Below are 21,806 nucleotides of genomic sequence, written 5' to 3'. Positions count from 1 at the left end.
CGCCTGATACAAGGCATAGTAGGGGGCCGGTCTGACAACGCAGGACGGGGGACGTCGGCCCCCGCGTCAACCGGCGGCACACGGGGAGACACGGACATAGATGGCATCTCGGCGGGACCAGCTCAACGCCTACACCTTTGCGAAGCGTCGTATGCTCGCCGCCTTCGTCCAGTCGTCACCAGAGGGCTCGGAGGAGGGTGCTCCGCGTCCGCTGCGCGCCGTCGTGCCGGGTGTCATCGTCGGCGTCGTCGTCATGGCGGCCTTCGGTGCCTGGGGCATGTTCAAGCCGACCGCGCCGCAAGGGTGGGACAAGCCCGGTGAGAAGGTGATCATCGCCAGCGAGTCCACCACCCGGTACGTCGTACTCAAGACCGACGGCAAGACACAGCTGCACCCCGTCCTCAACATGGCGTCGGCGAAACTCCTCCTGGACGATGGCAAGGGGGAAGTGGTCACCGTCGACGAGTCGGTCCTCGACAGCGGCAGGATCCCGCACGGCGTCACCGTCGGCATCCCGTACGCCCCCGACCGTCTGCCGTCGGCGAAGGAAGCGGGCGCGAAGAAGCGCTGGGCCGTCTGCGAGCGGCCGAGCAGCGGGGGCGGGGCCATCCAGAAGGCGGCCTTCGTCCTCGCCTCCCGGGACATGGACAGGACCGAGGGCCGTGGCGAGAAGTTGCGCGGCGGCGAACTGCTGTACGTCGCCGCGCCCGACGGCACCCGGCTCGTCGTGGACGCGTCCGGCACCTCGTACCAGGTCGACAAGGACGACGAGCTCCTGTTGCGCACCCTCGTCGGATCAGGCCGTGACCCCCAGAGGGTCTCCCAGGAATGGCTGGCCACCCTCCACTCGGGCGACCCGGTCGCGTTCCCTGAGCTCACGGGACAGATCGGCGCCCCGGCGGAGATCACCGGCAGTCTCCCCGCCGAGGCGAACAAGGTCGGCATGGTCCTCAAGGCCCCCGACGGTGACAGCGAGCGGTACTACCTCGTCGAACCGGGCAAGGTCTCCCCGGTCTCGGACTTCACCGCGAAACTGCTCCTCAACAGCCGGGAACTGGTGAGCCTCGGCCAGGCGGGCAAGGCACTCGACGTCAGCGCGGGCGCGTTCGTGCCCACCGAGACCGCGTTCGCCGCGGACCGCACATGGCCCACCTCGGCACCGAAGGCGGTGAACGAAGCGAGCGCCGCCGACGGTAGCCGCAACACCGTCTGCAACACACTGCGCGACGTCGACAAGGACGACGGCACCACCACGCTCAGCACCTGGGCGGGCTCCGACTTTCCCGCCCCCCTGCCCATCGGCTCGTCCAGTGCGTATGTCACCCCCGGCTCGGGCCTGCTCTACCGCCAGTTCCAGGGCGAGGAGACCAAGGCGGGCGGCGTCTTCCTGGTCACCGACACCGGCCTGCGCTACGCCATGCAGTCCAACGCCGACAGCGCCACCGACGACGCGGGCATCGGCATGACGGACGAGCGGCGCAAGAAGCTCCAGCAGGAGGCCCAGCTCGCCCAGATCCGCCTGGGCTACGCCGACGTGGACCCCGCTCCGGTACCCGCCGCCTGGTCCCTGTTCCTGCCGACGGGCCCACGTCTGTCGACGGCGGCGGCGAGCCAGCCCCAGGGTTCCTAGGGAGAACGGCATGGCACACACACCCAGGGTCGCCTCCCGGGCGGCCCGCGTCCCGGCGATCGCGGCGGCGACGCTCCTCGCGAGCACGGCCGCCGTCGTACCGGCCGGCGCGGCGGACGCGGCGTGCGCGCCCCCCAACAAGAAGTACCCTGGCCGCCCCTGGGCCCTGCAACGCGTCCTCCTGGACGAGCTCTGGAGCCAGTCCAAGGGCAAAGGCGTACGCGTGGCGGTGATCGACACGGGTGTGGACACACGGAACCCACAGCTCACCCCCGCCGTGGATGCGTCCCTGGGCGCCAACTTCCTTCCCTCGAAGGACGACAAGGGAGAGGCGATCGACCGCGGCAGGGCCGACGGCACGACGGACACGGTCGGCCACGGCACGCGCGTGGCCGGCATCATCGCCGCGCGCCCCGCCGACGGCACGGGCTTCGTCGGACTGGCCCCCGAGTCGACGATCATCCCCGTCAAACAGAACGACGCCGAAGGCCACGGCACGGCGAAGACACTGGCCGACGCCATCCGCCACGCCATCGCCAAGGGCGCGGGCGTCATCAACATCTCCCAGGACACCTCGAACGCGGTGGAGCCGGCGCCCGACCTCAAGCGGGCCGTCGACGAGGCACTGGAACGCGACATCGTCGTCGTGGCCTCCGCGGGCAACGACGGCCTCGGCGGCAACGTCAAGAAGACGTATCCGGCGTCCTACGAGGGTGTCCTGGCCGTTGCCGCCTCCGACCGCAACAACGAACGCGCGGCCTTCTCCCAGTCCGGTGACTTCGTGGGGGTCGCCGCTCCCGGTGTCGACATGGTCTCCACTGTTCCGACCTGCGGCCACGGCTCCGACAACGGTACGAGCTTCTCCGCGCCCTATGTGGCGGCCGTCGCGGCACTGATCAAGGCGAAGCACCCGGACTGGACTGCGCGCCAGATCGTCGCGCAGATCGAGCAGACCGCGGAGCGCTCGATCGCCGGCCGTGACCGGCTCGTCGGGTGGGGCGTGGTGGACCCGGTGCGCGCCCTGACCGAGGACGACCGTCCGATCGAGTCCCCGGATCCCCGTGAGGGTCTGGCGAAGGGGCAGGCCCCGACCCCGGCCGAACTCCGGCTGGGCGAGACCGCCGACGAACGCAACGCCCGGCTGGCGACCTATGTGGTCGTCGGAGCGACGGTCGTGGTGGGGGCGCTCGGCGGGACATCGGTCGCCGTCCGGGACGCCCGGCGCAGAAGGGGCCGGGTGGGCGAGACTGCCTGACGTGGCACGTCACAGTCACTGAGCCTGCCTGGTACGGCAGTTGGGGGTGTCAGGGGGAGCGGTTAAGGTGATGGCGTTGCGAACGCGCACTCTTGGCAGAGACACCTCCGGAGCCGGCGGCACCGCACGGTACGGGGGGACAACGGGGACAGAGAGGTGACCATGGTGACAGACCGTCAGAGGTTGGAAGAAGACCCGTTCTTCCACCTCAAGAAAGAGCTCGTGGAGGGTTTCGAGGGAATCAGGGGCCAGCTGCAGCGGCTCCAGGGGACGATCGACGGCATCGAGGTGTACTGGCAGGGTATCGGCGCCGGCGCGTTCGACGGCAAGCAGACCGAGATCAACCAGCGCATTGTCAAGATCGGCAACATCCTGGCGCAGTTCATCGAGGCGATGGACACCAACAGCAAGATCAACACCCAGACCGATGACGCGGTGCGCGCGCAGGTCCAGAGCATCGACGTGAACCTCGGCGCCAAGTCGGCACTCTCCGGCTTCTGAACGACCCCACGATCAAGGGAGCAGACATGGGTGTGAACAACAACGGTGTGACGTCGGTCAGCTATCACGGACTCGACGTGCTGGCCACCAGACTGGCCGACGAGGCCAAGCAGCTCGAGGACGGCCTCGCGGCGATGAAGGCCAAGGTGGACGGCATCGCCGGTCAGTGGGAGGGCCAGGCGCACGAGACGTTCACCATTCAGCAGAAGGCGTGGGACACCGAGGCCCAGGGCATCCACGACGCGCTGGTCGCCATCGCCCGCGTCGTGCAGAGCGCCGGCGGCGACTACCTCGGCGGCGACAAGAAGGCCGCCAGCTACTACCTCTAGCCGACGGGGCGCGACGCGGAGCGGCCGCGCGCCGAGCGACTGGAACCCGCGCGAAGCAGCGCACCCGGGGTGGGCACGCACGGGAGGTGCCCACCCCATCGCCGCCTCAGGCAGCCGTCGCCCACCTCATCCCGCGCCCCCCGCACCCTCGGCGTCCTCCACACGTCCCGTCTGGACCAGCGGCTTGCCCTTCCGCCGGGACACGAAGGTCCCCCGCCCCGCGGGCATCGGACGCGGCCGCACCCCGCCCAGCACATCGCCCTCCGAGGGATCTCCCGCGAGGACCACACCCTGGGCACCGAGCTCCTTGATCCGCTGCATGAACGGCTCGTACGCGGCCCGCCCCGCGCCGGCCGACGAACGCGCGATGATGAACCTGACCCCCACGTCCCGGGAGAACGGCAGGAACTCCGTGATACCGCTCAGCGGATTGCCGCTGGACGTGGAGACGAGGTCGTAGTCGTCGATGACCACGAAGACCTGCGGCCCCTGCCACCAACTGCGTTCCCGCAGCTGCTGCGCGGTCACCTCGGCCGTCGGTGTCCGGCGCTTCATCAGGTCCGCCAGCGCCACCATGTGGTGATCCATCTGGTTGGACATCGGGATGTACTCGGCCAGGTGCGAGTCCGGAGTGACGCCCAGCAGCGACCGCCGGTTGTCCACGACGAAGAACTTCGCCACATCTCCCGGGTATCGCTGGGAGACCTGCCGGATCAGCAGCCGCAGCAGGTTCGACTTGCCCGACTCGCTCTCCCCGAAGACCAGGAAGAACGGATCCTGGTCGAAGTCGACGAAAACCGGCTCGAGGTTGTCCTCGTCGAACGCGAAGGCCACACCGCGCTCCGGGAAACGGTCTCCGGGCGGCAGCTGACCCGCGGGCAGCAGACGGGGCAGCAGCCGGACCTCGGGCGCACCGGGCACCTGCCAGTGCCGTGCCGCCTCCGTGGCCAGCGCCGCGGTGGCGTCGGCGAGGTCCGTGTCGGACGTCAGCCCGTCGATGCGCGGCACCGCCGCCATGAAGTGCAGCTTCTGCGGCGACAGCCCTCGGCCGGGCACCCCGGTCGGGACGTTCACCGCCACCTTGCGGTCGATCTCGGAGTCCATCGTGTCGCCCAGCCGCAGCTCCAGGCGGTTCATCAGGTGGTCCTTGAGGTTGGAGCGGACCTCCATCGAGCGCGACGCGGTGAGGATCACGTGAATGCCGAACCCGAGCCCCCGGGCCGCGATGTCCAGGACGACCGGTTCCAGTCCCTCGTACTCCGTACGGAACGCCTGCCATCCGTCGACGACGAGGAAGACATCCCCCCACGGCTGGTCCGTGACCGAGATGTCGCCGCGCGCCCGGCGCGCCCGGAAGTCCGCGATCGAGGGGATGCCGGACGCCCGGAAGTACTCCTCCCGGCGCGTCATCACGCCGTACACCTCGGCGACCGTACGCCGCACCCGCTCCGGGTCCAGACGCGAGGCGACCCCTCCCACATGCGGCAGTCCGGCCACCGCCACCATGCCGCCCCCGCCGAAGTCGAGTCCGTAGAACTGCACTTCGTGCGGTGTGTGGGTGAGCGAGAAGGAGCAGATCAGCGTGCGCAGCAGCGTCGACTTGCCGGACTGCGGACCACCGACGATCTGCATATGGCCGGCCGCGCCGGAGAAGTCGAGCCACAGCGGATCCCGGCGCTGCTCGTACGGCTTGTCGAGCAGACCGACCGGCACGACCAGGCGCCCCGCTCCCTCGTACCCCGGCTGGGTCAGGCCCCGCCCCGGCACCGCCGTGAGCCCCGGCAGCAGGCCGTCCAGCGAAGGCGGGCTGTCCAGCGGCGGCAGCCACACCTGGTGGGCCGCCGGACCCTGCGCCTCCAGCCGGCGCACGATCACGTCCAGCACTGTGTCGGCGAGGGCGTCGTCCGGCTCGTCGGCATCCGCCGCAGGCTGCGGCGGCAGCGGAACGTACCGCAGCGGCACCTCCGTCGCCGTGAACAGCACTGGCCGCCGCTCCACCGGCAGCGGGCCACCCGCCGTGGCGGCCTGCTGCGAGCCGGAGCGGTACGCCCCGGACACATACGCCGCCTTGAACCGCACCATTTCGTCCGTGCCGAACTTCAGAAACCCGGAACCGGGCACATTGGGCAACTCATAGGCGTCGGGCACACCCAGCGCCGCACGTGACTCCGCTGCCGAGAAGGTGCGCAGACCGATCCGGTACGACAGATAGGTCTCCAGACCGCGCAGCCGCCCCTCCTCCAGCCGCTGCGACGCCAGCAGCAGATGCACTCCCAGGGACCGCCCGATCCGGCCGATCTGGACGAACATCTCGATGAAGTCCGGCTTCGCCGTCAGCAGCTCGCTGAACTCGTCGATGACGATCACCAGCGAGGGAACGGGCTGCAAGGGCGCGCCCGCGGCACGTGCCTTCTCGTAGTCGTGGATGTTGGCGTAGTTGCCCGCGTCCCGCAGCAACTCCTGACGGCGATTGAGCTCGCCGCGGATGGAGTCACCCATACGGTCGACCAGGGTCAGATCGTCCGCGAGGTTCGTGATCACGGCGGCCACATGCGGCATCTGCGACATGCCCGCGAAGGTGGCACCGCCCTTGAAGTCCGCGAGCACGAAGTTCAGCGTCTCGGAGGAGTGCGTGACCGCGAGCCCGAGCACCAACGTACGCAGCAGCTCCGACTTGCCGGAGCCGGTGGCACCCACGCACAGACCGTGCGGGCCCATGCCGCCCTGCGCGGCCTCCTTCAGGTCCAGCAGCACCGGACGGCCGTCCTCGCCCAGACCGATCGGGACACGCAGCCGTTCGGACTGCGCGCGCGGGCGCCAGGTCCGCCGGGTGTCGACGGACGCCGCGTCACCGAGATTGAGCAGGTCGGTGAACTCGAGATTCGCCAGCAACGGCTCCTCGTCCTCCCCACCCGTGGCCATCCGCAGCGGCGCGAGCTGCCGGGCCAACGCCTCGGCGGACTCGTACGACAGGGTGTCGGGCGTCCCCTCGTAGACAAGTCCGTGCGCCGACTCCAGGTGCAGCGACGTGGGCTGCACGACGATGGAGAGGTCGCCGCGGATCCCCGCCCGGTCCCCGGATACGACCTCGATCAGGGTCACACCCTGCAGTCCCTCGGGGCCGGCCAGCATCGAGTCCGGCGGCAGCGAGACATTGTCGAGGACGACGACGATGTGCGGCTCCTCAGGCAGCGGCGCCGCGTTCGGATGGAATCGCGGCCTGCCGCTCAGACGCGAGGCCAGCAGACCCTCCACCTCGCGCGGGTCGCCGCTGATCAGCCGACGAGTACCCGCCCCGTCCAGGACACCGCGTGCCTCGACGTGCGGCAGCCACTTGGCCCACTCCCAGTCCGCCAGACAGCCCGGTCCGGCGGCGACCGCGACGACCAGGTCCTCCGGGGAGTGCAGGGAGGCGAGCGAACCGGTCAGCGCCCGCAGGGAGGATCGTACGGACTGAGGGTCACCACCGACCGTGACATGGAAGAAGGCCCGCAGCGACACCGACATCGGCAGACCGTCCAAGGTGCCGTGCAGGGCGAGGAAGCGCTGCATCGCTCCTGCGGTCAGCGGCTCCAGTTGGGCGACGGGGCCCGTCTCGGGCGCGATGAGCGCGGTGGCCAGCGACTGCGACCCCAGTCCGACGCGCACCTGGGCGAAGTCCTCGTCGCCCGCCCGGCGTTCCCACACCCGGCTTCCCTCGGCCACCAAGGCCCACAGCTGATCGGGCGACGGATGGAGGTAGAACTGCGCGTCGCGCTGCGCCCGCGCCGTGTCCTGTGCGGAACGCCGGGTGCGGGACAGGTAGTTCAGATAGTCGCGGCGCAGATCGGCGAGCTGGCCCTGGGAGCCACGGCGGAAGCGGACCACCATCGCGATCGCCATCGCCACCGTCGAGGCGATCATCACCATTCCCATGATCTTCATGAACGGCTGGCCGTTCGTGAAGAAGAAGACCACGGAGCCGCCCATGCCGAGGGTCGGCAGCAGTTGGAGAAGCACGCTCTCCTGATGCCCCCGGGGCAGTTCGGGCGGAGGCTGGAGGACGACCTCCCCTGTCGGCACCTCGGGCGGCAGCGCCCGAGGCGGGCGCTTCACGACGATGTGGCTCACTGCTCACCAATTCCCTTGTCGGGCCCTGATGTTCCGTCCGCCTCCCCGTGTCGGGCGGACACAGGCCGCCGCGTGATCCTACTGACTGCCCATGACACCGGTGGGCGGTAGGGTGCGGGATGTTCGCGTGAGCACATGCGAACGGGGGCGGGAACCAGGGCGATACGTGCGATGCGTCTGCGCGGAACCCCCTGGACCGTCGGCGCTTCACGGACATCACTGAGGGGGAGCAGCAGGTGAGCATGACGGCCTCCGCGGGAGCCGGCGGGACCGCAGGAGCCGGTCCGGCAGCCCCTGCCGGACCGGGAACCGGCATCGGCTTCTGCAGGGTCACCATCGTCGCGCCGGACAGCCGGATCGACGTGGCCCTGCCCGACGACATCCCGGTCGCCGACATCTACCCTGAGATCCTCAGACTGTCCCGGCAGAGCCCCGCGGAAGGCGCACCGGTCGGCTACCACCTGGTCCGCCGGGACGGCGCCGTCCTCGACAGCTCGCGCTCCTTCGCGGCACAGCGCATCCTCGACGGTGAGCTGCTGACCCTGCGGCCCTTCTCCGCGTCGCTGCCACCCGCCGTCTTCGACGACGTGTCGGAGGCGGTCGCCGCTGCGGTCGCCCGTGATCGCACGCTGTGGAGCGGCGAACTCACCAAGGTCGCGGGCCTGGTGGGCGGCGGTGTCCTGGCAGCGCTGCTGGCGTTCGTCGCCTGGAGTTCCGGCCCGCGTCACGACATGCACAGCCTGCCCGGCATCCTCGCCGCCGTCGTGGGCCTGACCCTGACCGTTTTCGCCGCGGTACGCGCCCGTGTCTACGACGACCGTGCTTCGGCCGTCGCCCTGGGCCTCGGCGCCCTCCCGAACGCGGGCGTGGCCGGCTCCGGACTGCTGCCCCTGGCCGACGGACAGGGCGTCGGAAAGCTCCAGTTCCTCCTCGCCTGTGCCGCGGTCCTGGTCGCCTCCGTGGTTCTCACGCTCTGCTCGCCGCGCAGGGACGGGCCGTTCGTCGCGTTCGTCTTCGCCTCGGCCATCGGACTGCTCGCGGCCTTCGCGGCACTGCTCGCGCACTGGAGCCCGACCGAGACCGCCGCGCTGTGCGCCCCCGTCGCCGTCGGCTCGCTTGCCTTCCTGCCGGGGCTGTCGATGCGGTTCGCCCGCCTGCCCATCGGCTTCGACCCGCCGAACAGCGCCCCGCGCGGGGCGTACACCGCCGACCCCGAGCCCCCGGAACCGGCCGACGCCGACCGGATCGCCGCCCAGGCCCGGCGCGGGCACGAACTCCTCGTCGGCCTGGTCAGCGGCTGCGCGCTGGTCGCCGTCGTCTCCGCAGGCGTGCTCGGCTTCTCCGACGACCTCTGGGCCCGGCTCCTCGCCTTCGCGACAGGGACGGCCCTGCTGATGCGCGCCCAGCTCTTCCGTTACACCGCCCAGATCGCTCCCGCCCTTGCCGCGGGGCTCGGCTCCCTCGTCCTCCTCGGACTCGGCCTCGCCCTCCAGCCGCCGGCCTCCCTGATGCGCGACGCCCTCATGGGGGACCGCGCCGACCTCGACCTCCGCACCATCTGGCTGGTCGCGGCCATCGCGGCGACAGCCGCCCTCGTCACCGCGATCGGGCTCATCGTGCCGCGCAGCGGTCTGAGCCCCTTCTGGGGCCGCTTCATGGAGATCGCCGAAGGCTTCGTCCTGCTGACGCTGGTGCCCCTGACCCTCGCCGTCTTCGATGTGTACGCGACAGTTCGATCGATGACGGGCTGAGTCGGACGTGAAGCAGAAGGACTTCGCATGAGCTTCGGCCCACCCCCCTCCGTCCACACCCAGTCGACGCTTGCCGCGGAGAACCGCCGCAAGCAGCGCCGTACGGCGAGACTGCTGGCGGCGGCCGCCGTACTCCTGGTCGCGGCGCTGGGCGCGGGCACCTGGCTCATGCGGGGCGGCGACGGCGGCCCAGAGCCCGACCGCAAGCCGCAGCCCGCCGCGCAGAGCCGCCTGGACATCCGGGAGACGGTCGAGCAGCGGCCGGCGAGCACCACCGGCGCGATGGCCTTCCGCTACTCCACGGACACCATGAGCCCGGGCGAGCACGTCGAGATGCCGGGCATGTGGGCCACCGACAGGATCCTCGCCAAGGGCGTCAACCGGACGCTCGTCGGTTGCGCCATCGGCAGCGACGCCTCACCCGGCGAGCAGGACGAGCGCTGGAAACTCCGCCTCGGCGGCCCGATCTGCGGCTACACCCGCGCGTGACCGTCGAGAACCGCACCGCCGTGCTGTACAGGGCGAGCGACCGCGAGGAAGCCCACTGCGACCACGTCGCCTTCTTCGACCTCGACGACGGAAAGGAGACCTGGGCGCACACCATCCCGGTCTCCACCTCGGGCTCCCTCGCGAGCGCCCCGCAGCGGACACCGAGCGTCACCCTGACCCGCGGCACGGTCGTCGTCACCTGGGGCGGCGGCACCAGCGCCCATGACATGGACGGCGGCAAGCAGAGCTGGCGTACGACCGCCACTGGTTCCTGCAAGGACGAGGGCGCCGCGGGCGGACGCGGGCTGCTGATCCGCCAGGTGTGCTGGACCGAGGGAGACACGAGCGGCGGCACCTACTCGGTGCGCAGGGTGGACCTCGCCACCGGCAGGACCTCATGGACGTACACCGCCGCACGAGGTGCCCTCCTGCTCGGGATCCCCTCGGCCGAACCGCCCGTCCTGGCGGTGTCCGCCGGCGGGACCGCCATCACCGATCTGCTCTCCCTCGACGACAAGGGCCGCCACCGCGCCACGATCGGCTTCCAGAACGGCACATATGTGGGGGCGTCCCACCTCGACTACCTGGTCGTCTCCGGATGAGCGGCGACCAGTTGCTGGCCCTGCGCACCAGCGAGGACCGGATCACGCCGACAGCCCTGGTCAGCCTCGACCCGGAGAGCGGTGAGGAGACCCCGTACCGGTACTTCAGCCTTCCCGAGGAGGCCGCGATGTTCATCCTGACGGATTCCCACGACGTCATCGTGCAGAACGGCCGTCTCTTCTTCGGCGTCAAGGTCGCCAACGGGCCGACCGGCAAGCCCAAGCAGTGGATCTGGTTCGTCCTCGGCATCCAGAGCCTCAAGGCGAACGGCTGAGTGAGGGGCTGAGCGAACGGGGGGCGCCGGTGCGGTCTCCCCGGTGGTCGGCGCCGCCACCCCCTCGCCCCATCCACTACTCGGCCGCGACGCCCCCGTTCTGCGGCGTCGGCTCCAGATCGAACTCCCCGTCCCGAGCCCCCAGCACGAACGCCCGCCACTCGGCCTCCGTGTACCGCAGTACCGTGTCCGGGTCGAGGGACGACCGCATGGCCACCGCGCCCTCGGGGAGGTAGGCGATCTCGACCCGCTCCTCGTGCTCCTCGGTCCCCGGCGCGCAGTGCCATTCGACGCCGGAGATGTCGAGGGCGTACAGCTCGTCCCGCTCGCGTTCCTTGCGGGCCTTGCGTTCCTCGTCCGTTTCCCTTGCCTGGTCCGGCGCTTCAGCCATGGTGGAGCGGTCCTCTCACGACGTATGAATGATCCGCCGGTCACCCTAGCCGTCACCACACCGCCACTGAGCGTTTTGTCGGACGATCCAGCCTCTCGGACAGGCGCATCGCCCCAGGCTGGTACCCTTGCCCTCGGCCGTTTGTGTACGCACCCCCGGAGCCTCCCAAGGGAGCCCTGGAGGTAGCGCTCAGCGGATCCCCGCCTTCCGAGTCACGGAAGCTCCCCCGAGAAGCAGACCGGGGGCACTCGGTGGCCACTCACAGACCATGAGGAGTACGCGTGTCGCTCGACGCCGCTACGAAGAAGCAGATCATCGCCGAGTTCGGTACCAAGGAGGGTGACACCGGCTCCCCCGAGGTCCAGGTCGCCCTGCTGTCCCGTCGGATCTCCGACCTGACCGAGCACCTCAAGTCCCACAAGCACGACCACCACAGCCGCCGTGGCCTGCTGATCCTGGTCGGTCAGCGCCGTCGCCTGCTGCAGTACCTGGCGAAGAAGGACATCCAGCGCTTCCGTACGCTGGTCGACCGCCTCGGCATCCGCCGCGGTGCGGCGGGCGCCAAGTAAGACGCCGTGAGGGGAGCGGTTCCCGGGACGATCGGGGACCGCTCCCTTTGCCGTACGTGCGGAAACATGCGGAGTGTCACTCACGCTTTGTAGTGTGGTAGCACAACGCAAACGCAGTACGTACGACACAGAACGAGGAGGAGCGCACCACGCCGCCGCCGGTCCTCGGTAGTGGCCCCCGGGGGGAAGCGAGCCCCGGGTGCTTCGATCGAAGACCGGCCCGCACAGCACGGCGCGCTTCTCCGCCACCGTCCCCCTGCCACACGGGCAGCCCAGGGGACGAAGACGAGGAGAAAACGCTAGTGGAGAACGAGACCCACTACGCCGAGGCCGTCATCGACAACGGCGCCTTCGGCACCCGTACCATCCGTTTCGAGACGGGCCGCCTGGCCAGGCAGGCCGCCGGCTCCGCCGTGGCGTACCTGGACGACGACACCATGGTGCTGTCGGCCACCACCGCCTCCAAGAACCCCAAGGACCAGCTCGACTTCTTCCCCCTGACGGTGGACGTCGAGGAGCGCATGTACGCGGCCGGGAAGATCCCCGGTTCCTTCTTCCGCCGTGAGGGCCGGCCCTCCGAGGACGCCATCCTCACCTGCCGCCTCATCGACCGCCCGCTGCGCCCGTCCTTCAAGAAGGGCCTGCGCAACGAGATCCAGGTCGTCGCCACGATCATGGCCCTCAACCCCGACCACCTGTACGACGTCGTGGCGATCAACGCCGCCTCCGCGTCCACGCAGCTGGCCGGTCTGCCCTTCTCCGGCCCGATCGGCGGCGTCCGCGTCGCGCTGATCCGCGGCCAGTGGGTCGCCTTCCCGACGCACACCGAGCTCGAGGACGCCGTCTTCGACATGGTGGTCGCCGGTCGCGTCCTGGAGGACGGCGACGTCGCGATCATGATGGTGGAGGCCGAGGCCACCGAGAAGACCATCAAGCTGGTCGAGGGCGGCGCCGACGCGCCGACCGAGGAGGTCGTCGCGGCCGGTCTGGACGCCGCGAAGCCCTTCATCAAGGTCCTGTGCAAGGCCCAGGCCGACCTCGCCGCGAAGGCCGCCAAGCCGACCGCCGAGTTCCCGATCTTCCTGGACTACCAGGACGACGTCCTGGAGGCGCTGACCGCCGCCGTCAAGCCGGAGCTCGCCTCCGCGCTGACCATCGCCGGCAAGCAGGAGCGCGAGTCCGAGCTGGACCGCGTCAAGGCGCTCGCCGCCGAGAAGCTCCTGCCGGAGTTCGAGGGCCGCGAGAAGGAGATCTCCGCCGCGTACCGCTCGCTGACCAAGACCCTGGTCCGTGAGCGCGTCATCAAGGAGAAGAAGCGCATCGACGGCCGCGGCGTCACGGACATCCGTACGCTCGCCGCCGAGGTCGAGGCCATCCCGCGGGTTCACGGCTCCGCGCTGTTCGAGCGTGGCGAGACCCAGATCCTGGGCGTCACCACCCTCAACATGCTCCGCATGGAGCAGCAGCTGGACACCCTCTCCCCGGTGACCCGCAAGCGCTACATGCACAACTACAACTTCCCGCCGTACTCCACCGGCGAGACCGGCCGCGTCGGCTCCCCGAAGCGCCGCGAGATCGGTCACGGCGCCCTCGCCGAGCGCGCGCTCGTCCCGGTCCTGCCGACCCGCGAGGAGTTCCCGTACGCGATCCGGCAGGTGTCCGAGGCCCTCGGCTCCAACGGTTCGACGTCCATGGGCTCGGTCTGCGCCTCCACCATGTCGCTGCTGAACGCCGGTGTGCCGCTGAAGGCCCCGGTCGCCGGTATCGCCATGGGCCTGATCTCCCAGGAGATCGAGGGCGAGACGCACTACGTCACCCTCACCGACATCCTCGGTGCGGAGGACGCCTTCGGCGACATGGACTTCAAGGTCGCCGGCACCAAGGAGTTCGTGACCGCCCTCCAGCTCGACACCAAGCTGGACGGCATCCCGGCCTCCGTCCTGGCCGCCGCCCTCAAGCAGGCCCGTGACGCCCGTCTCCACATCCTCGACGTGATGATGGAGGCCATCGACCGGCCCGACGAGATGTCCCCGAACGCGCCGCGGATCATCACCGTGAAGATCCCGGTCGACAAGATCGGTGAGGTCATCGGCCCCAAGGGCAAGATGATCAACCAGATCCAGGAGGACACCGGCGCCGAGATCACCATCGAGGACGACGGCACCATCTACATCGGTGCCGCCGACGGCCCCTCCGCCGAGGCCGCCCGCGCCACGATCAACGGCATCGCCAACCCGACGATGCCCGAGGTCGGCGAGCGCTACCTGGGCACGGTCGTGAAGACGACCACCTTCGGCGCCTTCGTCTCCCTGCTCCCCGGCAAGGACGGTCTGCTGCACATCTCGCAGATCCGCAAGCTCGCCGGCGGCAAGCGCGTGGAGAACGTCGAGGACGTCCTCGGCGTGGGCCAGAAGGTCCAGGTCGAGATCGCCGAGATCGACTCCCGCGGCAAGCTCTCCCTCGTCCCCGTCATCGAGGGCGAAGAAGGCTCCGAGGCCGACCAGAAGGACGACGCCGACCAGTGACGTCCCGTAGCACCAAGGTGACGGCCCGCCCCTCTTCGGAGGCGCGGGCCGTCGCCCGTACCCAAACCCTGATCAAGGGCACGGCCGGCATCGGCACGGTCCGCAAGACCACCCTCCCGGGCGGCCTGCGCATCGTCACCGAGACCCTGCCCTCGGTCCGCTCGGCGACCTTCGGGATCTGGGCCCACGTCGGCTCCCGCGACGAGACGCCGTCCCTCAACGGCGCCACGCACTACCTGGAACACCTGCTCTTCAAGGGCACCCAGCGGCGCTCCGCCCTGGACATCTCCTCCGCCGTCGATGCCGTCGGCGGCGAGATGAACGCCTTCACGGCAAAGGAGTACACGTGCTACTACGCGCGCGTGCTCGACACCGACCTGCCCCTCGCCATCGACGTCGTCTGCGACATGCTGACCGGCTCCCTCATCCGCGAGGAGGACGTCGACGTCGAGCGCGGCGCGATCCTCGAAGAGATCGCGATGACCGAGGACGACCCGGGCGACTGTGTGCACGACCTGTTCGCGCACACCATGTTCGGCGACAGCGCCCTCGGCCGCCCGGTCCTCGGCACGGTCGACACCGTCAACGCCCTCACCGCCGACCGCATCCGCCGCTTCTACAAGAAGCACTACGACCCCACCCACCTGGTTGTGGCGGCCGCGGGCAACATCGACCACAACAAGGTCGTACGACAGGTCCGCGCCGCCTTCGAGAAGGCCGGCGCCCTGAAGAACCCGGACGCCACCCCCCTCGCCCCGCGCGTCGGCAGCCGCGCCCTGCGCACCGCCGGCCGCGTCGAACTGATCGGCCGCAAGACCGAGCAGGCCCATGTCGTCCTCGGCATGCCCGGCCTGTCCCGCACCGACGAGCGCCGCTGGGCCCTCGGCGTGCTCAACACCGCCCTGGGCGGCGGCATGTCCTCCCGCCTCTTCCAGGAGGTACGCGAGAAACGCGGCCTGGCCTACAGCGTGTACTCGTACACCTCCGGCTTCGCCGACTGCGGCCTCTTCGGCGTCTACGCCGGCTGCCGCCCCAGCCAGGTCCACGACGTGCTGAAGATCTGCCGCGACGAACTGGACCACGTCGCCGAGCACGGACTGTCCGACGACGAGATCGACCGCGCCATCGGCCAGCTGAAGGGCTCCACGGTCCTCGGCCTGGAGGACACCGGCGCGCTCATGAACCGCATCGGCAAGAGCGAGCTGTGCTGGGGCGAGCAGATGTCCGTCGACGACATGCTGGCCCGGATAGCCGCGGTCACCCCGGACGACGTCCGCGCGGTCGCCCGCGACATCCTGGGACGGCGTCCCTCGCTGTCGGTCATCGGCCCGCTGAAGGACAAGCAGGCGGCCCGACTGCACGAGGCCGTGGCCTGATCAGACCCCGAAAACCCCGGAACCCAGAAAACCCCGGAACCCCGGAATGACGGAACCCCGTTAAGGAATCAAGAAGATGAGCAAGCTGCGCGTGGCGGTCCTCGGTGCCAAGGGCCGGATCGGTTCCGAGGCGGTACGGGCCGTGGAGGCCGCCGAGGACATGGAGCTGGTCGCCGCCCTGGGCCGGGGCGACAAGCTGGAGACCCTGGCCGAGACCGGCGCCCAGGTCGCCGTCGAACTGACCACGCCGGACTCGGTGATGGCCAACCTCGAGTACTGCGTCGGCCACGGCATCCACGCCGTCGTCGGTACGACGGGCTGGACCGACGAGCGCCTCGCACAGCTGAACGGCTGGCTGGCCGCCTCCCCGGAGACGGGCGTGCTCATCGCGCCCAACTTCTCCATCGGGGCCGTCCTCAACATGAAGTTCGCGCAGATCGCCGCGCCCTACTTCGAGTCGGTGGAGGTCGTCGAACTGCACCACCCGAAGAAGGTCGACGCCCCCTCGGGCACCGCCACGCGCACCGCCCAGCTGATCGCCGAGTCGCGGCGCGAGGCGGGCACGGCTCCGGCGCCGGACGCCACGCAGACGGCCCTGGACGGCGCGCGCGGCGCGAGCGTCGACGGGGTCCCGGTCCACTCCGTCCGTCTGCGCGGCCTGCTGGCCCACCAGGAGGTCCTGCTCGGCGGCGAGGGCGAGACCCTCACCATCCGCCATGACTCCCTGCACCACAGCAGCTTCATGCCGGGCATCCTGCTGGGCGCCCGCCGGGTGGTGACGACTCCGGGCCTGACCTTCGGCCTGGAGCACTTCCTGGACCTGGGCTGACCGAGGCCCGTACATGCGCGCGAAGATCTCCTACGCCGTCACGGCCGCCGTCCTGGTCTTCTACTTCCTCCTGGTCGGCAGCCGCGGCGTCATGCTCATCCAGTCCGGCACGCTCATCACCGTCACCTTCGGTGTGGCGGTGCTGATCCTGCCGGTCATCGGCGTGTGGTTCCTGTGGAAGAACACCCAGTTCGTCCGCAGGGCCAACGCCCTCGCCGCCGAACTCGACGCCGAGGGCGGCCTGCCCGTCGACGAACTGAAGCGGCTGCCCAGCGGCCGTATCGACCGTGACTCGGCCGACGAGGTCTTCGCCGCACGCAAGGCCGAGACGGAAGCCGCCCCCGACGACTGGCGCACCTGGTTCCGCCTCGCCGTCGCCTACCACGACGCCCGGGACACCCCGCGCGCCCGCAAGGCGATGCAGCGGGCCATCACCCTGCGCCAAACCGCACGCTGACAGGGGTGGGGCCCGGTCCGCACACGGGACCGGGCCCCACCCACACGCTGGTCAGCGGCGTCCGTGCTCCGCGGCCCACGCCTCGACCGTGTCCGCCGCCCGGTCGAACGCCTCGGGGCGCGCCAGGAAGTCCGCGTTGTGCGTGGTCAGCAGCGCCACGGCGTCCTGCGGCGCGCGCCCCTGACGTACGAGGGTCAGCGCCTGCCCCTGCACGGTGCGCGGCAGCCCCAGCCAGCGCACCGGCTGCTGTACGGTCCGCACGGCGACGACCTGGTCCCAGGGCACCGTACGGGTGAGGAAGAAGCCCACGTGCCGCACCCCGCGCGCGCTCACCCACACGCCCACCCGCAGCAGCCGCAGGGCGCAGACGATGACCACCAGGGAGAGCCCGAAAACCGTGCCGGCGTCGGACAGCGACCCGGTCAGCGCGATCACGACCGCCGCGAACAGCACGAACGAGGCGAGCAGCAGGCACACCGCGGCCAGCCCCACCCGCCAGGGCCCGGGGCGGTAGGGGCGCCGCCAGCGCTCCTGGTCCTCGTGGGGCAGCGCGACATCGTCGGTGGTCTCGAAGGCGCGATCGGCCGTCAGGAAGGGCAGGGGCACGGCTGGTCCTCACTCGATCCGAACGTGGGCTGTGCCCGGTGAGGCTATCCGTCCGTGTCCCGGCTCACCACCATCGGGGGCCGGACGGGTCGGTGTCCGGGGGACGTGTACGGCGCCCCGTACAGTGGGCGCGAAGCACAGATGTGAGGGAAGGACCTTCCGTGACTCCCGGCGATGCCCCCATGCCGTTCCGCAGTGACGTGACCGTTGAGCTGGTGAAATCCAGCGCCTCGGACGCCGACGTCCTCTTCGCTGCCCGCGTCTCGACCCTCGGCGAGCAGTCCCTGGAGGAGCTGCAGAAGGACCCCGAGCGCTCCAAGGGCCTGATCAACTACCTGATGCGGGACCGGCACGGCAGCCCCTTCGAGCACAACTCGATGACCTTCTTCATCAGCGCCCCGATCTTCGTCTTCCGCGAGTTCATGCGGCACCGCGTGGGCTGGTCGTACAACGAGGAGTCGGGCCGCTACCGGGAGCTCCAGCCGGTCTTCTACGTCCCCGACGAGTCTCGCAAGCTCGTCCAGGAGGGGCGCCCCGGCAAGTACGTCTTCGTCGACGGCAGCCCGTCACAGCACGCCACCGTGCGCTCGGTGCTGGAGGACTCCTACCAGCAGGCGTACGCGGCCTACCAGAAGCTGCTCGCGGAGGGCGTCGCCCGCGAGGTCGCCCGCTCGGTCCTCCCCGTCGGCCTGTACTCCTCGATGTACGCCACCTGCAACGCCCGCTCCCTGATGCACTTCCTCGGCCTGCGCACCCAGCACGAGCTGGCGAAGGTGCCGTCCTTCCCGCAGCGGGAGATCGAGATGGTCGGCGAGAAGATGGAAGCCGAGTGGGCGAAGCTCATGCCGCTCACGTACGCCGCCTTCAATGCGAACGGGCGTGTGGCCCCGTAACGGGGCCCTGTTCCACCGCGCGGCACACGTGTGCGGATCACCTGCCTGAAGTGTCCGTATTGCGGCATTTGGAGAAGTTCATCTAGCCTGATCAAACGGACCCGGCACTGCTTGAACCCCCGAGCAGGCAGTGCCGGGATCCACCTTTGTCCTGACTCTTCCGTCCACCCCGAGGGCAGACCGCGCGGTGCGCAACGAGTAGCGTGTAACCCATGGCTCCGACCTCCACTCCGCAGACCCCCTTCGGGCGGGTCCTCACCGCCATGGTCACGCCCTTCACGGCGGACGGCGCGCTCGACCTCGACGGCGCTCAGCGGCTCGCAACCCACCTGGTGGACGCAGGCAACGACGGCCTGATCATCAACGGCACCACCGGCGAGTCCCCGACCACCAGCGACGCGGAGAAATCGGACCTCGTACGAGCCGTACTGGAGGCGGTCGGCGACCGCGCCCAGATCGTGGCCGGCGTCGGCACCAACGACACCCACCACAGCATCGAGCTGGCCCGCGAAGCCGAGCGCGTCGGCGCCCACGGCCTGCTCGTCGTCACCCCGTACTACAACAAGCCCCCGCAGGAGGGCCTGTACCGGCACTTCACGGCGGTCGCCGACGCCACCGGGCTGCCGGTCATGCTCTACGACATCCCCGGCCGCAGCGGCGTCCCGATCAACACCGAGACCATCGTCCGGCTCGCCGAGCACCCGCGCATCGTCGCCAACAAGGACGCCAAGGGCGACCTCGGCCGCGCCGGCTGGGCCATCGCCCGCTCCGGCCTCGCCTGGTACTCCGGCGACGACATGCTCAACCTGCCGCTGCTCTCCGTGGGCGCGGTCGGCTTCGTCTCGGTCGTCGGCCATGTCGTCACGCCCGACCTGCGCGCCCTCGTCGACGCCTTCGTCTCCGGCGACGTACAGAAGGCCACCGAGATCCACCAGAAGCTGCTCCCGGTCTACACCGGCATGTTCCGCACCCAGGGCGTCATGACCACCAAGGCCGCGCTCGCCCTCCAGGGCCTGCCCGCCGGGCCCCTGCGCCTGCCCATGATCGAGTGCACTCCGGAAGAGGTCGAGCAGCTCAAGATCGATCTTGCCGCAGGCGGGGTACAGCTCTAACACCAGACTTCGCGCGACGACTGCGCGCGCTTGGACTTCACAACTGAATACGCAGGCCACCGGTGCCTGCACCCCACACGACAACTGCTTTGCACGAACGTCACGCGCGCCACGTGCCCGACCGGTACGTGGCGCGCGTGGTGAGGAGAGTCTTTTGAGTCATCCGCATCCTGAACTGGGCCCGCCCCCGCCGCTCCCCGAAGGCGGCCTGCGAGTCACCCCGCTCGGCGGCCTCGGCGAGATCGGCCGGAACATGACCGTCTTCGAGTACGGCGGCCGCCTCCTGATCGTCGACTGCGGAGTGCTCTTCCCCGAGGAGGAGCAGCCCGGAATCGACCTCATCCTGCCGGACTTCTCGTCCATCCGGGACCGCCTCGACGACATCGAGGGCATCGTCCTCACCCATGGCCACGAGGACCACATCGGCGGTGTGCCGTACCTGCTCCGCGAGAAGCCGGACATCCCGCTGATCGGCTCCAAGCTCACCCTCGCCCTCATCGAGGCCAAGCTCCAGGAGCACCGCATCCGCCCCTACACCCTCGAAGTGGCCGAGGGGCACCGCGAACGCATCGGCCCCTTCGACTGCGAGTTCGTCGCGGTCAACCACTCCATCCCCGACGCCCTCGCCGTGGCCATCCGCACGCCCGCCGGCATGGCGGTCCACACGGGCGACTTCAAGATGGACCAGCTCCCGCTGGACAACCGCCTGACGGATCTGCATGCCTTCGCACGACTGAGCGAGGAAGGCATCGACCTCCTCCTCAGCGACTCCACCAACGCCGAGGTCCCCGGCTTCACGCCGCACGAGCGGGACATCTCCAACGTCCTGCGCCAGGTCTTCGCCGGCGCCCGCAAGCGGATCATCGTGGCGAGCTTCGCCAGCCATGTCCACCGCATCCAGCAGATCCTGGACGCGGCGCACGAGTACGGCCGCCGGGTCGCCTTCGTCGGCCGCTCGATGGTCCGCAACATGGGCATCGCCCGTGACCTCGGCTATCTGAAGGTCCCGGCGGGCCTGGTCGTCGACGTCAGGACACTGGACGACCTGCCGGACGACGAGGTGGTCCTGGTCTGCACGGGCTCCCAGGGCGAACCGATGGCGGCCCTGTCCCGCATGGCCAACCGCGACCACCAGATCCGGATCGTCGAGGGCGACACGGTGATCCTGGCGTCGTCACTGATCCCCGGCAACGAGAACGCGGTCTACCGCGTGATCAACGGCCTCACCCGCTGGGGCGCCAACGTCGTCCACAAGGGCAACGCCAAGGTCCATGTCTCCGGCCACGCCTCCGCGGGCGAGCTGCTGTACTTCTACAACATCTGCCGCCCGAAGAACCTGATGCCGGTCCACGGCGAATGGCGCCACCTCAGGGCCAACGCCGAGCTGGGCGCCATGACCGGCGTCCCGCACGACCGGATCGTCATCGCCGAGGACGGCGTCGCCGTGGACCTCATCGAGGGCAAGGCCAGAATCTCCGGCAAGGTCCAGGCGGGATACGTCTACGTCGACGGCCTCTCCGTCGGCGACGTCGGCGAGCCGGCCCTGAAGGACCGCAAGATCCTCGGCGACGAGGGCATCATCTCGGTCTTCGTGGTCGTGGACGCCTCCACCGGCAAGATCACCGGCGGCCCCCACGTCCAGGCCCGTGGCTCCGGCATCGAGGACTCGGCCTTCGCGGACGTCCTCCCGAAGATCACCGAGGCGCTGGAACGCTCGGCCCAGGACGGTGTGGTCGAGCCCCACCAGCTGCAACAGCTCGTCCGCCGGACGCTGGGCAAGTGGGTCTCCGACACCTATCGCCGCAGGCCGATGATCCTCCCCGTCGTGGTGGAGGTCTGAGCGACGTACGACTCCTCGTACGCGTGAACTAGGAGCGGGGCGCCTCGATTTGCATCGGGGCGCCCCGCTCCAGTACGTTTACGGCTCCGCCCGACGGGGAAGCCCGGACGCCTTGCGCGCCAGGCATCAGCCTCCAGAGGGCCGGAAAAACCGACTCAGAACTTCTGATAAAGTCGGAACCGCCGGAAGGGAAACCGCGAAAACAAAGCGGAAGCCCGGAAAGCACCGAGGAAATCGGATCGGAAAAGGATCTGATAGAGTCGGAA

Annotated in this window: 19 protein-coding genes; 16 read left to right on the top strand and 3 right to left on the bottom strand. The window is 69.9% G+C overall.

Features of this window, described 5'->3' with window-relative positions; genetic code table 11:
- Positions 1 to 100 precede the first annotated feature (100 nt).
- From eccB to ACH5AC_RS26235, 4 genes are all read left to right on the top strand, one after another.
- Entirely contained in the window at positions 101 to 1,630 is a 1,530-nt protein-coding gene (gene eccB / locus ACH5AC_RS26250) for a type VII secretion protein EccB (protein WP_398864632.1), read from the top strand.
- Positions 1,631 to 1,640: 10 nt separating this feature from the next.
- Positions 1,641 to 2,885: a type VII secretion-associated serine protease mycosin gene (gene mycP / locus ACH5AC_RS26245; RefSeq protein WP_398864631.1), complete on the top strand. Its 1,245-nt coding sequence runs from the start codon at positions 1,641 to 1,643 to the stop codon at positions 2,883 to 2,885.
- 162 nt (positions 2,886 to 3,047) lie between these two features.
- Positions 3,048 to 3,386, top strand: a complete 339-nt coding sequence (locus ACH5AC_RS26240) for a WXG100 family type VII secretion target (RefSeq protein ID WP_398864830.1) — start codon at positions 3,048 to 3,050, stop codon at positions 3,384 to 3,386.
- A 26-nt stretch (positions 3,387 to 3,412) separates the two neighbouring features.
- Positions 3,413 to 3,715, top strand: coding sequence for a WXG100 family type VII secretion target (locus ACH5AC_RS26235; protein ID WP_398864630.1), 303 nt, complete (start codon positions 3,413 to 3,415; stop codon positions 3,713 to 3,715).
- Between the two features lie 126 nt (positions 3,716 to 3,841).
- On the opposite strand, the gene eccCa is transcribed toward ACH5AC_RS26235, so the two are convergent.
- Positions 3,842 to 7,825: a type VII secretion protein EccCa gene (gene eccCa, locus ACH5AC_RS26230; protein ID WP_398864629.1), complete on the bottom strand. Its 3,984-nt coding sequence runs from the start codon at positions 7,823 to 7,825 to the stop codon at positions 3,842 to 3,844.
- A gap of 236 nt (positions 7,826 to 8,061) precedes the next feature.
- Here eccCa and eccD point away from each other — a divergent pair, with 236 nt between their 5' ends.
- From eccD to ACH5AC_RS26210, 4 genes are read left to right on the top strand one after another with little or no spacing between them, the layout of a single operon-like run.
- Positions 8,062 to 9,576, top strand: coding sequence for a type VII secretion integral membrane protein EccD (gene eccD, locus ACH5AC_RS26225; RefSeq protein WP_398864628.1), 1,515 nt, complete (start codon positions 8,062 to 8,064; stop codon positions 9,574 to 9,576).
- Between the two features lie 27 nt (positions 9,577 to 9,603).
- Complete coding sequence (locus tag ACH5AC_RS26220; protein WP_398864627.1) at positions 9,604 to 10,065, top strand: hypothetical protein; 462 nt, start codon at positions 9,604 to 9,606, stop codon at positions 10,063 to 10,065.
- Positions 10,062 to 10,667 (top strand): PQQ-binding-like beta-propeller repeat protein, encoded by a 606-nt coding sequence (locus tag ACH5AC_RS26215; RefSeq protein WP_398864626.1) that lies wholly within the window; start codon positions 10,062 to 10,064, stop codon positions 10,665 to 10,667. The genes ACH5AC_RS26220 and ACH5AC_RS26215 overlap by 4 nt, the downstream gene beginning before the upstream one ends.
- Positions 10,664 to 10,942 (top strand): hypothetical protein, encoded by a 279-nt coding sequence (locus tag ACH5AC_RS26210; protein ID WP_398864625.1) that lies wholly within the window; start codon positions 10,664 to 10,666, stop codon positions 10,940 to 10,942. Before ACH5AC_RS26215 ends, ACH5AC_RS26210 begins: the two co-directional genes overlap by 4 nt.
- A 76-nt stretch (positions 10,943 to 11,018) precedes the next feature.
- Here the strand turns inward: ACH5AC_RS26210 and ACH5AC_RS26205 are convergent, their stop codons facing one another.
- Entirely contained in the window at positions 11,019 to 11,333 is a 315-nt protein-coding gene (locus ACH5AC_RS26205; protein WP_398864624.1) for a DUF397 domain-containing protein, read from the bottom strand.
- A gap of 281 nt (positions 11,334 to 11,614) precedes the next feature.
- Between ACH5AC_RS26205 and rpsO the strand changes: the two genes are divergently transcribed.
- The 5 genes from rpsO to ACH5AC_RS26180 all read left to right on the top strand — a co-directional run bounded on the left by rpsO (position 11,615) and on the right by ACH5AC_RS26180 (position 17,089).
- Positions 11,615 to 11,902: a 30S ribosomal protein S15 gene (gene rpsO / locus ACH5AC_RS26200; protein WP_398864623.1), complete on the top strand. Its 288-nt coding sequence runs from the start codon at positions 11,615 to 11,617 to the stop codon at positions 11,900 to 11,902.
- A 302-nt stretch (positions 11,903 to 12,204) separates the two neighbouring features.
- Positions 12,205 to 14,427: a polyribonucleotide nucleotidyltransferase gene (locus ACH5AC_RS26195; RefSeq protein WP_398864622.1), complete on the top strand. Its 2,223-nt coding sequence runs from the start codon at positions 12,205 to 12,207 to the stop codon at positions 14,425 to 14,427.
- Positions 14,424 to 15,803 carry a M16 family metallopeptidase gene (locus ACH5AC_RS26190; protein ID WP_398864621.1) on the top strand — a complete coding sequence of 460 codons (1,380 nt, stop codon included), beginning with the start codon at positions 14,424 to 14,426 and terminating at the stop codon, positions 15,801 to 15,803. Before ACH5AC_RS26195 ends, ACH5AC_RS26190 begins: the two co-directional genes overlap by 4 nt.
- Positions 15,804 to 15,879: 76 nt before the next feature.
- Positions 15,880 to 16,632: a 4-hydroxy-tetrahydrodipicolinate reductase gene (gene dapB / locus ACH5AC_RS26185; protein WP_398864620.1), complete on the top strand. Its 753-nt coding sequence runs from the start codon at positions 15,880 to 15,882 to the stop codon at positions 16,630 to 16,632.
- 13 nt (positions 16,633 to 16,645) lie between these two features.
- Positions 16,646 to 17,089 carry a hypothetical protein gene (locus ACH5AC_RS26180; RefSeq protein ID WP_398864619.1) on the top strand — a complete coding sequence of 148 codons (444 nt, stop codon included), beginning with the start codon at positions 16,646 to 16,648 and terminating at the stop codon, positions 17,087 to 17,089.
- A gap of 51 nt (positions 17,090 to 17,140) precedes the next feature.
- Here the strand turns inward: ACH5AC_RS26180 and ACH5AC_RS26175 are convergent, their stop codons facing one another.
- A complete protein-coding gene (locus ACH5AC_RS26175; RefSeq protein WP_398864618.1) occupies positions 17,141 to 17,695 on the bottom strand; it encodes a hypothetical protein in 555 nt (184 codons plus the stop codon).
- 182 nt (positions 17,696 to 17,877) lie between these two features.
- On the opposite strand from ACH5AC_RS26175, the gene thyX reads away from it, so the two are divergent.
- The 3 genes from thyX to ACH5AC_RS26160 all read left to right on the top strand — a co-directional run bounded on the left by thyX (position 17,878) and on the right by ACH5AC_RS26160 (position 21,540).
- Positions 17,878 to 18,588, top strand: coding sequence for an FAD-dependent thymidylate synthase (gene thyX / locus ACH5AC_RS26170; RefSeq protein ID WP_398864829.1), 711 nt, complete (start codon positions 17,878 to 17,880; stop codon positions 18,586 to 18,588).
- A gap of 212 nt (positions 18,589 to 18,800) precedes the next feature.
- Entirely contained in the window at positions 18,801 to 19,700 is a 900-nt protein-coding gene (dapA, locus tag ACH5AC_RS26165; protein WP_398864617.1) for a 4-hydroxy-tetrahydrodipicolinate synthase, read from the top strand.
- A gap of 154 nt (positions 19,701 to 19,854) precedes the next feature.
- The gene (locus ACH5AC_RS26160) at positions 19,855 to 21,540 is read left to right on the top strand and encodes a ribonuclease J (RefSeq protein WP_398864616.1); all 1,686 of its coding nucleotides are present in this window, start codon (positions 19,855 to 19,857) and stop codon (positions 21,538 to 21,540) included.
- Positions 21,541 to 21,806: the final 266 nt, after the last annotated feature.

The organism is Streptomyces sp. NPDC018693, from assembly GCF_044391385.1.
In the GTDB taxonomy this organism is placed as follows: Bacteria; Actinomycetota; Actinomycetes; order Streptomycetales; family Streptomycetaceae; genus Streptomyces.
Note: the sequence above shows the minus strand (reverse complement) of the source record. Positions and strands in the feature narration are given on the sequence as shown.

Bases quoted from the DNA above. Each gene is read 5' to 3' on its own strand.
- eccB (WP_398864632.1), top strand. From the start codon at position 101: ATGGCATCTCGGCGGGACCAGCTCAACGCCTACACCTTTGCGAAGCGT.
- mycP (WP_398864631.1), top strand. From the start codon at position 1,641: ATGGCACACACACCCAGGGTCGCCTCCCGGGCGGCCCGCGTCCCGGCG.
- ACH5AC_RS26240 (WP_398864830.1), top strand. From the start codon at position 3,048: ATGGTGACAGACCGTCAGAGGTTGGAAGAAGACCCGTTCTTCCACCTC.
- ACH5AC_RS26235 (WP_398864630.1), top strand. From the start codon at position 3,413: ATGGGTGTGAACAACAACGGTGTGACGTCGGTCAGCTATCACGGACTC.
- ACH5AC_RS26220 (WP_398864627.1), top strand. From the start codon at position 9,604: ATGAGCTTCGGCCCACCCCCCTCCGTCCACACCCAGTCGACGCTTGCC.
- ACH5AC_RS26210 (WP_398864625.1), top strand. From the start codon at position 10,664: ATGAGCGGCGACCAGTTGCTGGCCCTGCGCACCAGCGAGGACCGGATC.
- ACH5AC_RS26205 (WP_398864624.1), bottom strand. From the start codon at position 11,333: ATGGCTGAAGCGCCGGACCAGGCAAGGGAAACGGACGAGGAACGCAAG.
- dapB (WP_398864620.1), top strand. From the start codon at position 15,880: ATGAGCAAGCTGCGCGTGGCGGTCCTCGGTGCCAAGGGCCGGATCGGT.
- ACH5AC_RS26180 (WP_398864619.1), top strand. From the start codon at position 16,646: ATGCGCGCGAAGATCTCCTACGCCGTCACGGCCGCCGTCCTGGTCTTC.
- thyX (WP_398864829.1), top strand. From the start codon at position 17,878: ATGCCGTTCCGCAGTGACGTGACCGTTGAGCTGGTGAAATCCAGCGCC.
- dapA (WP_398864617.1), top strand. From the start codon at position 18,801: ATGGCTCCGACCTCCACTCCGCAGACCCCCTTCGGGCGGGTCCTCACC.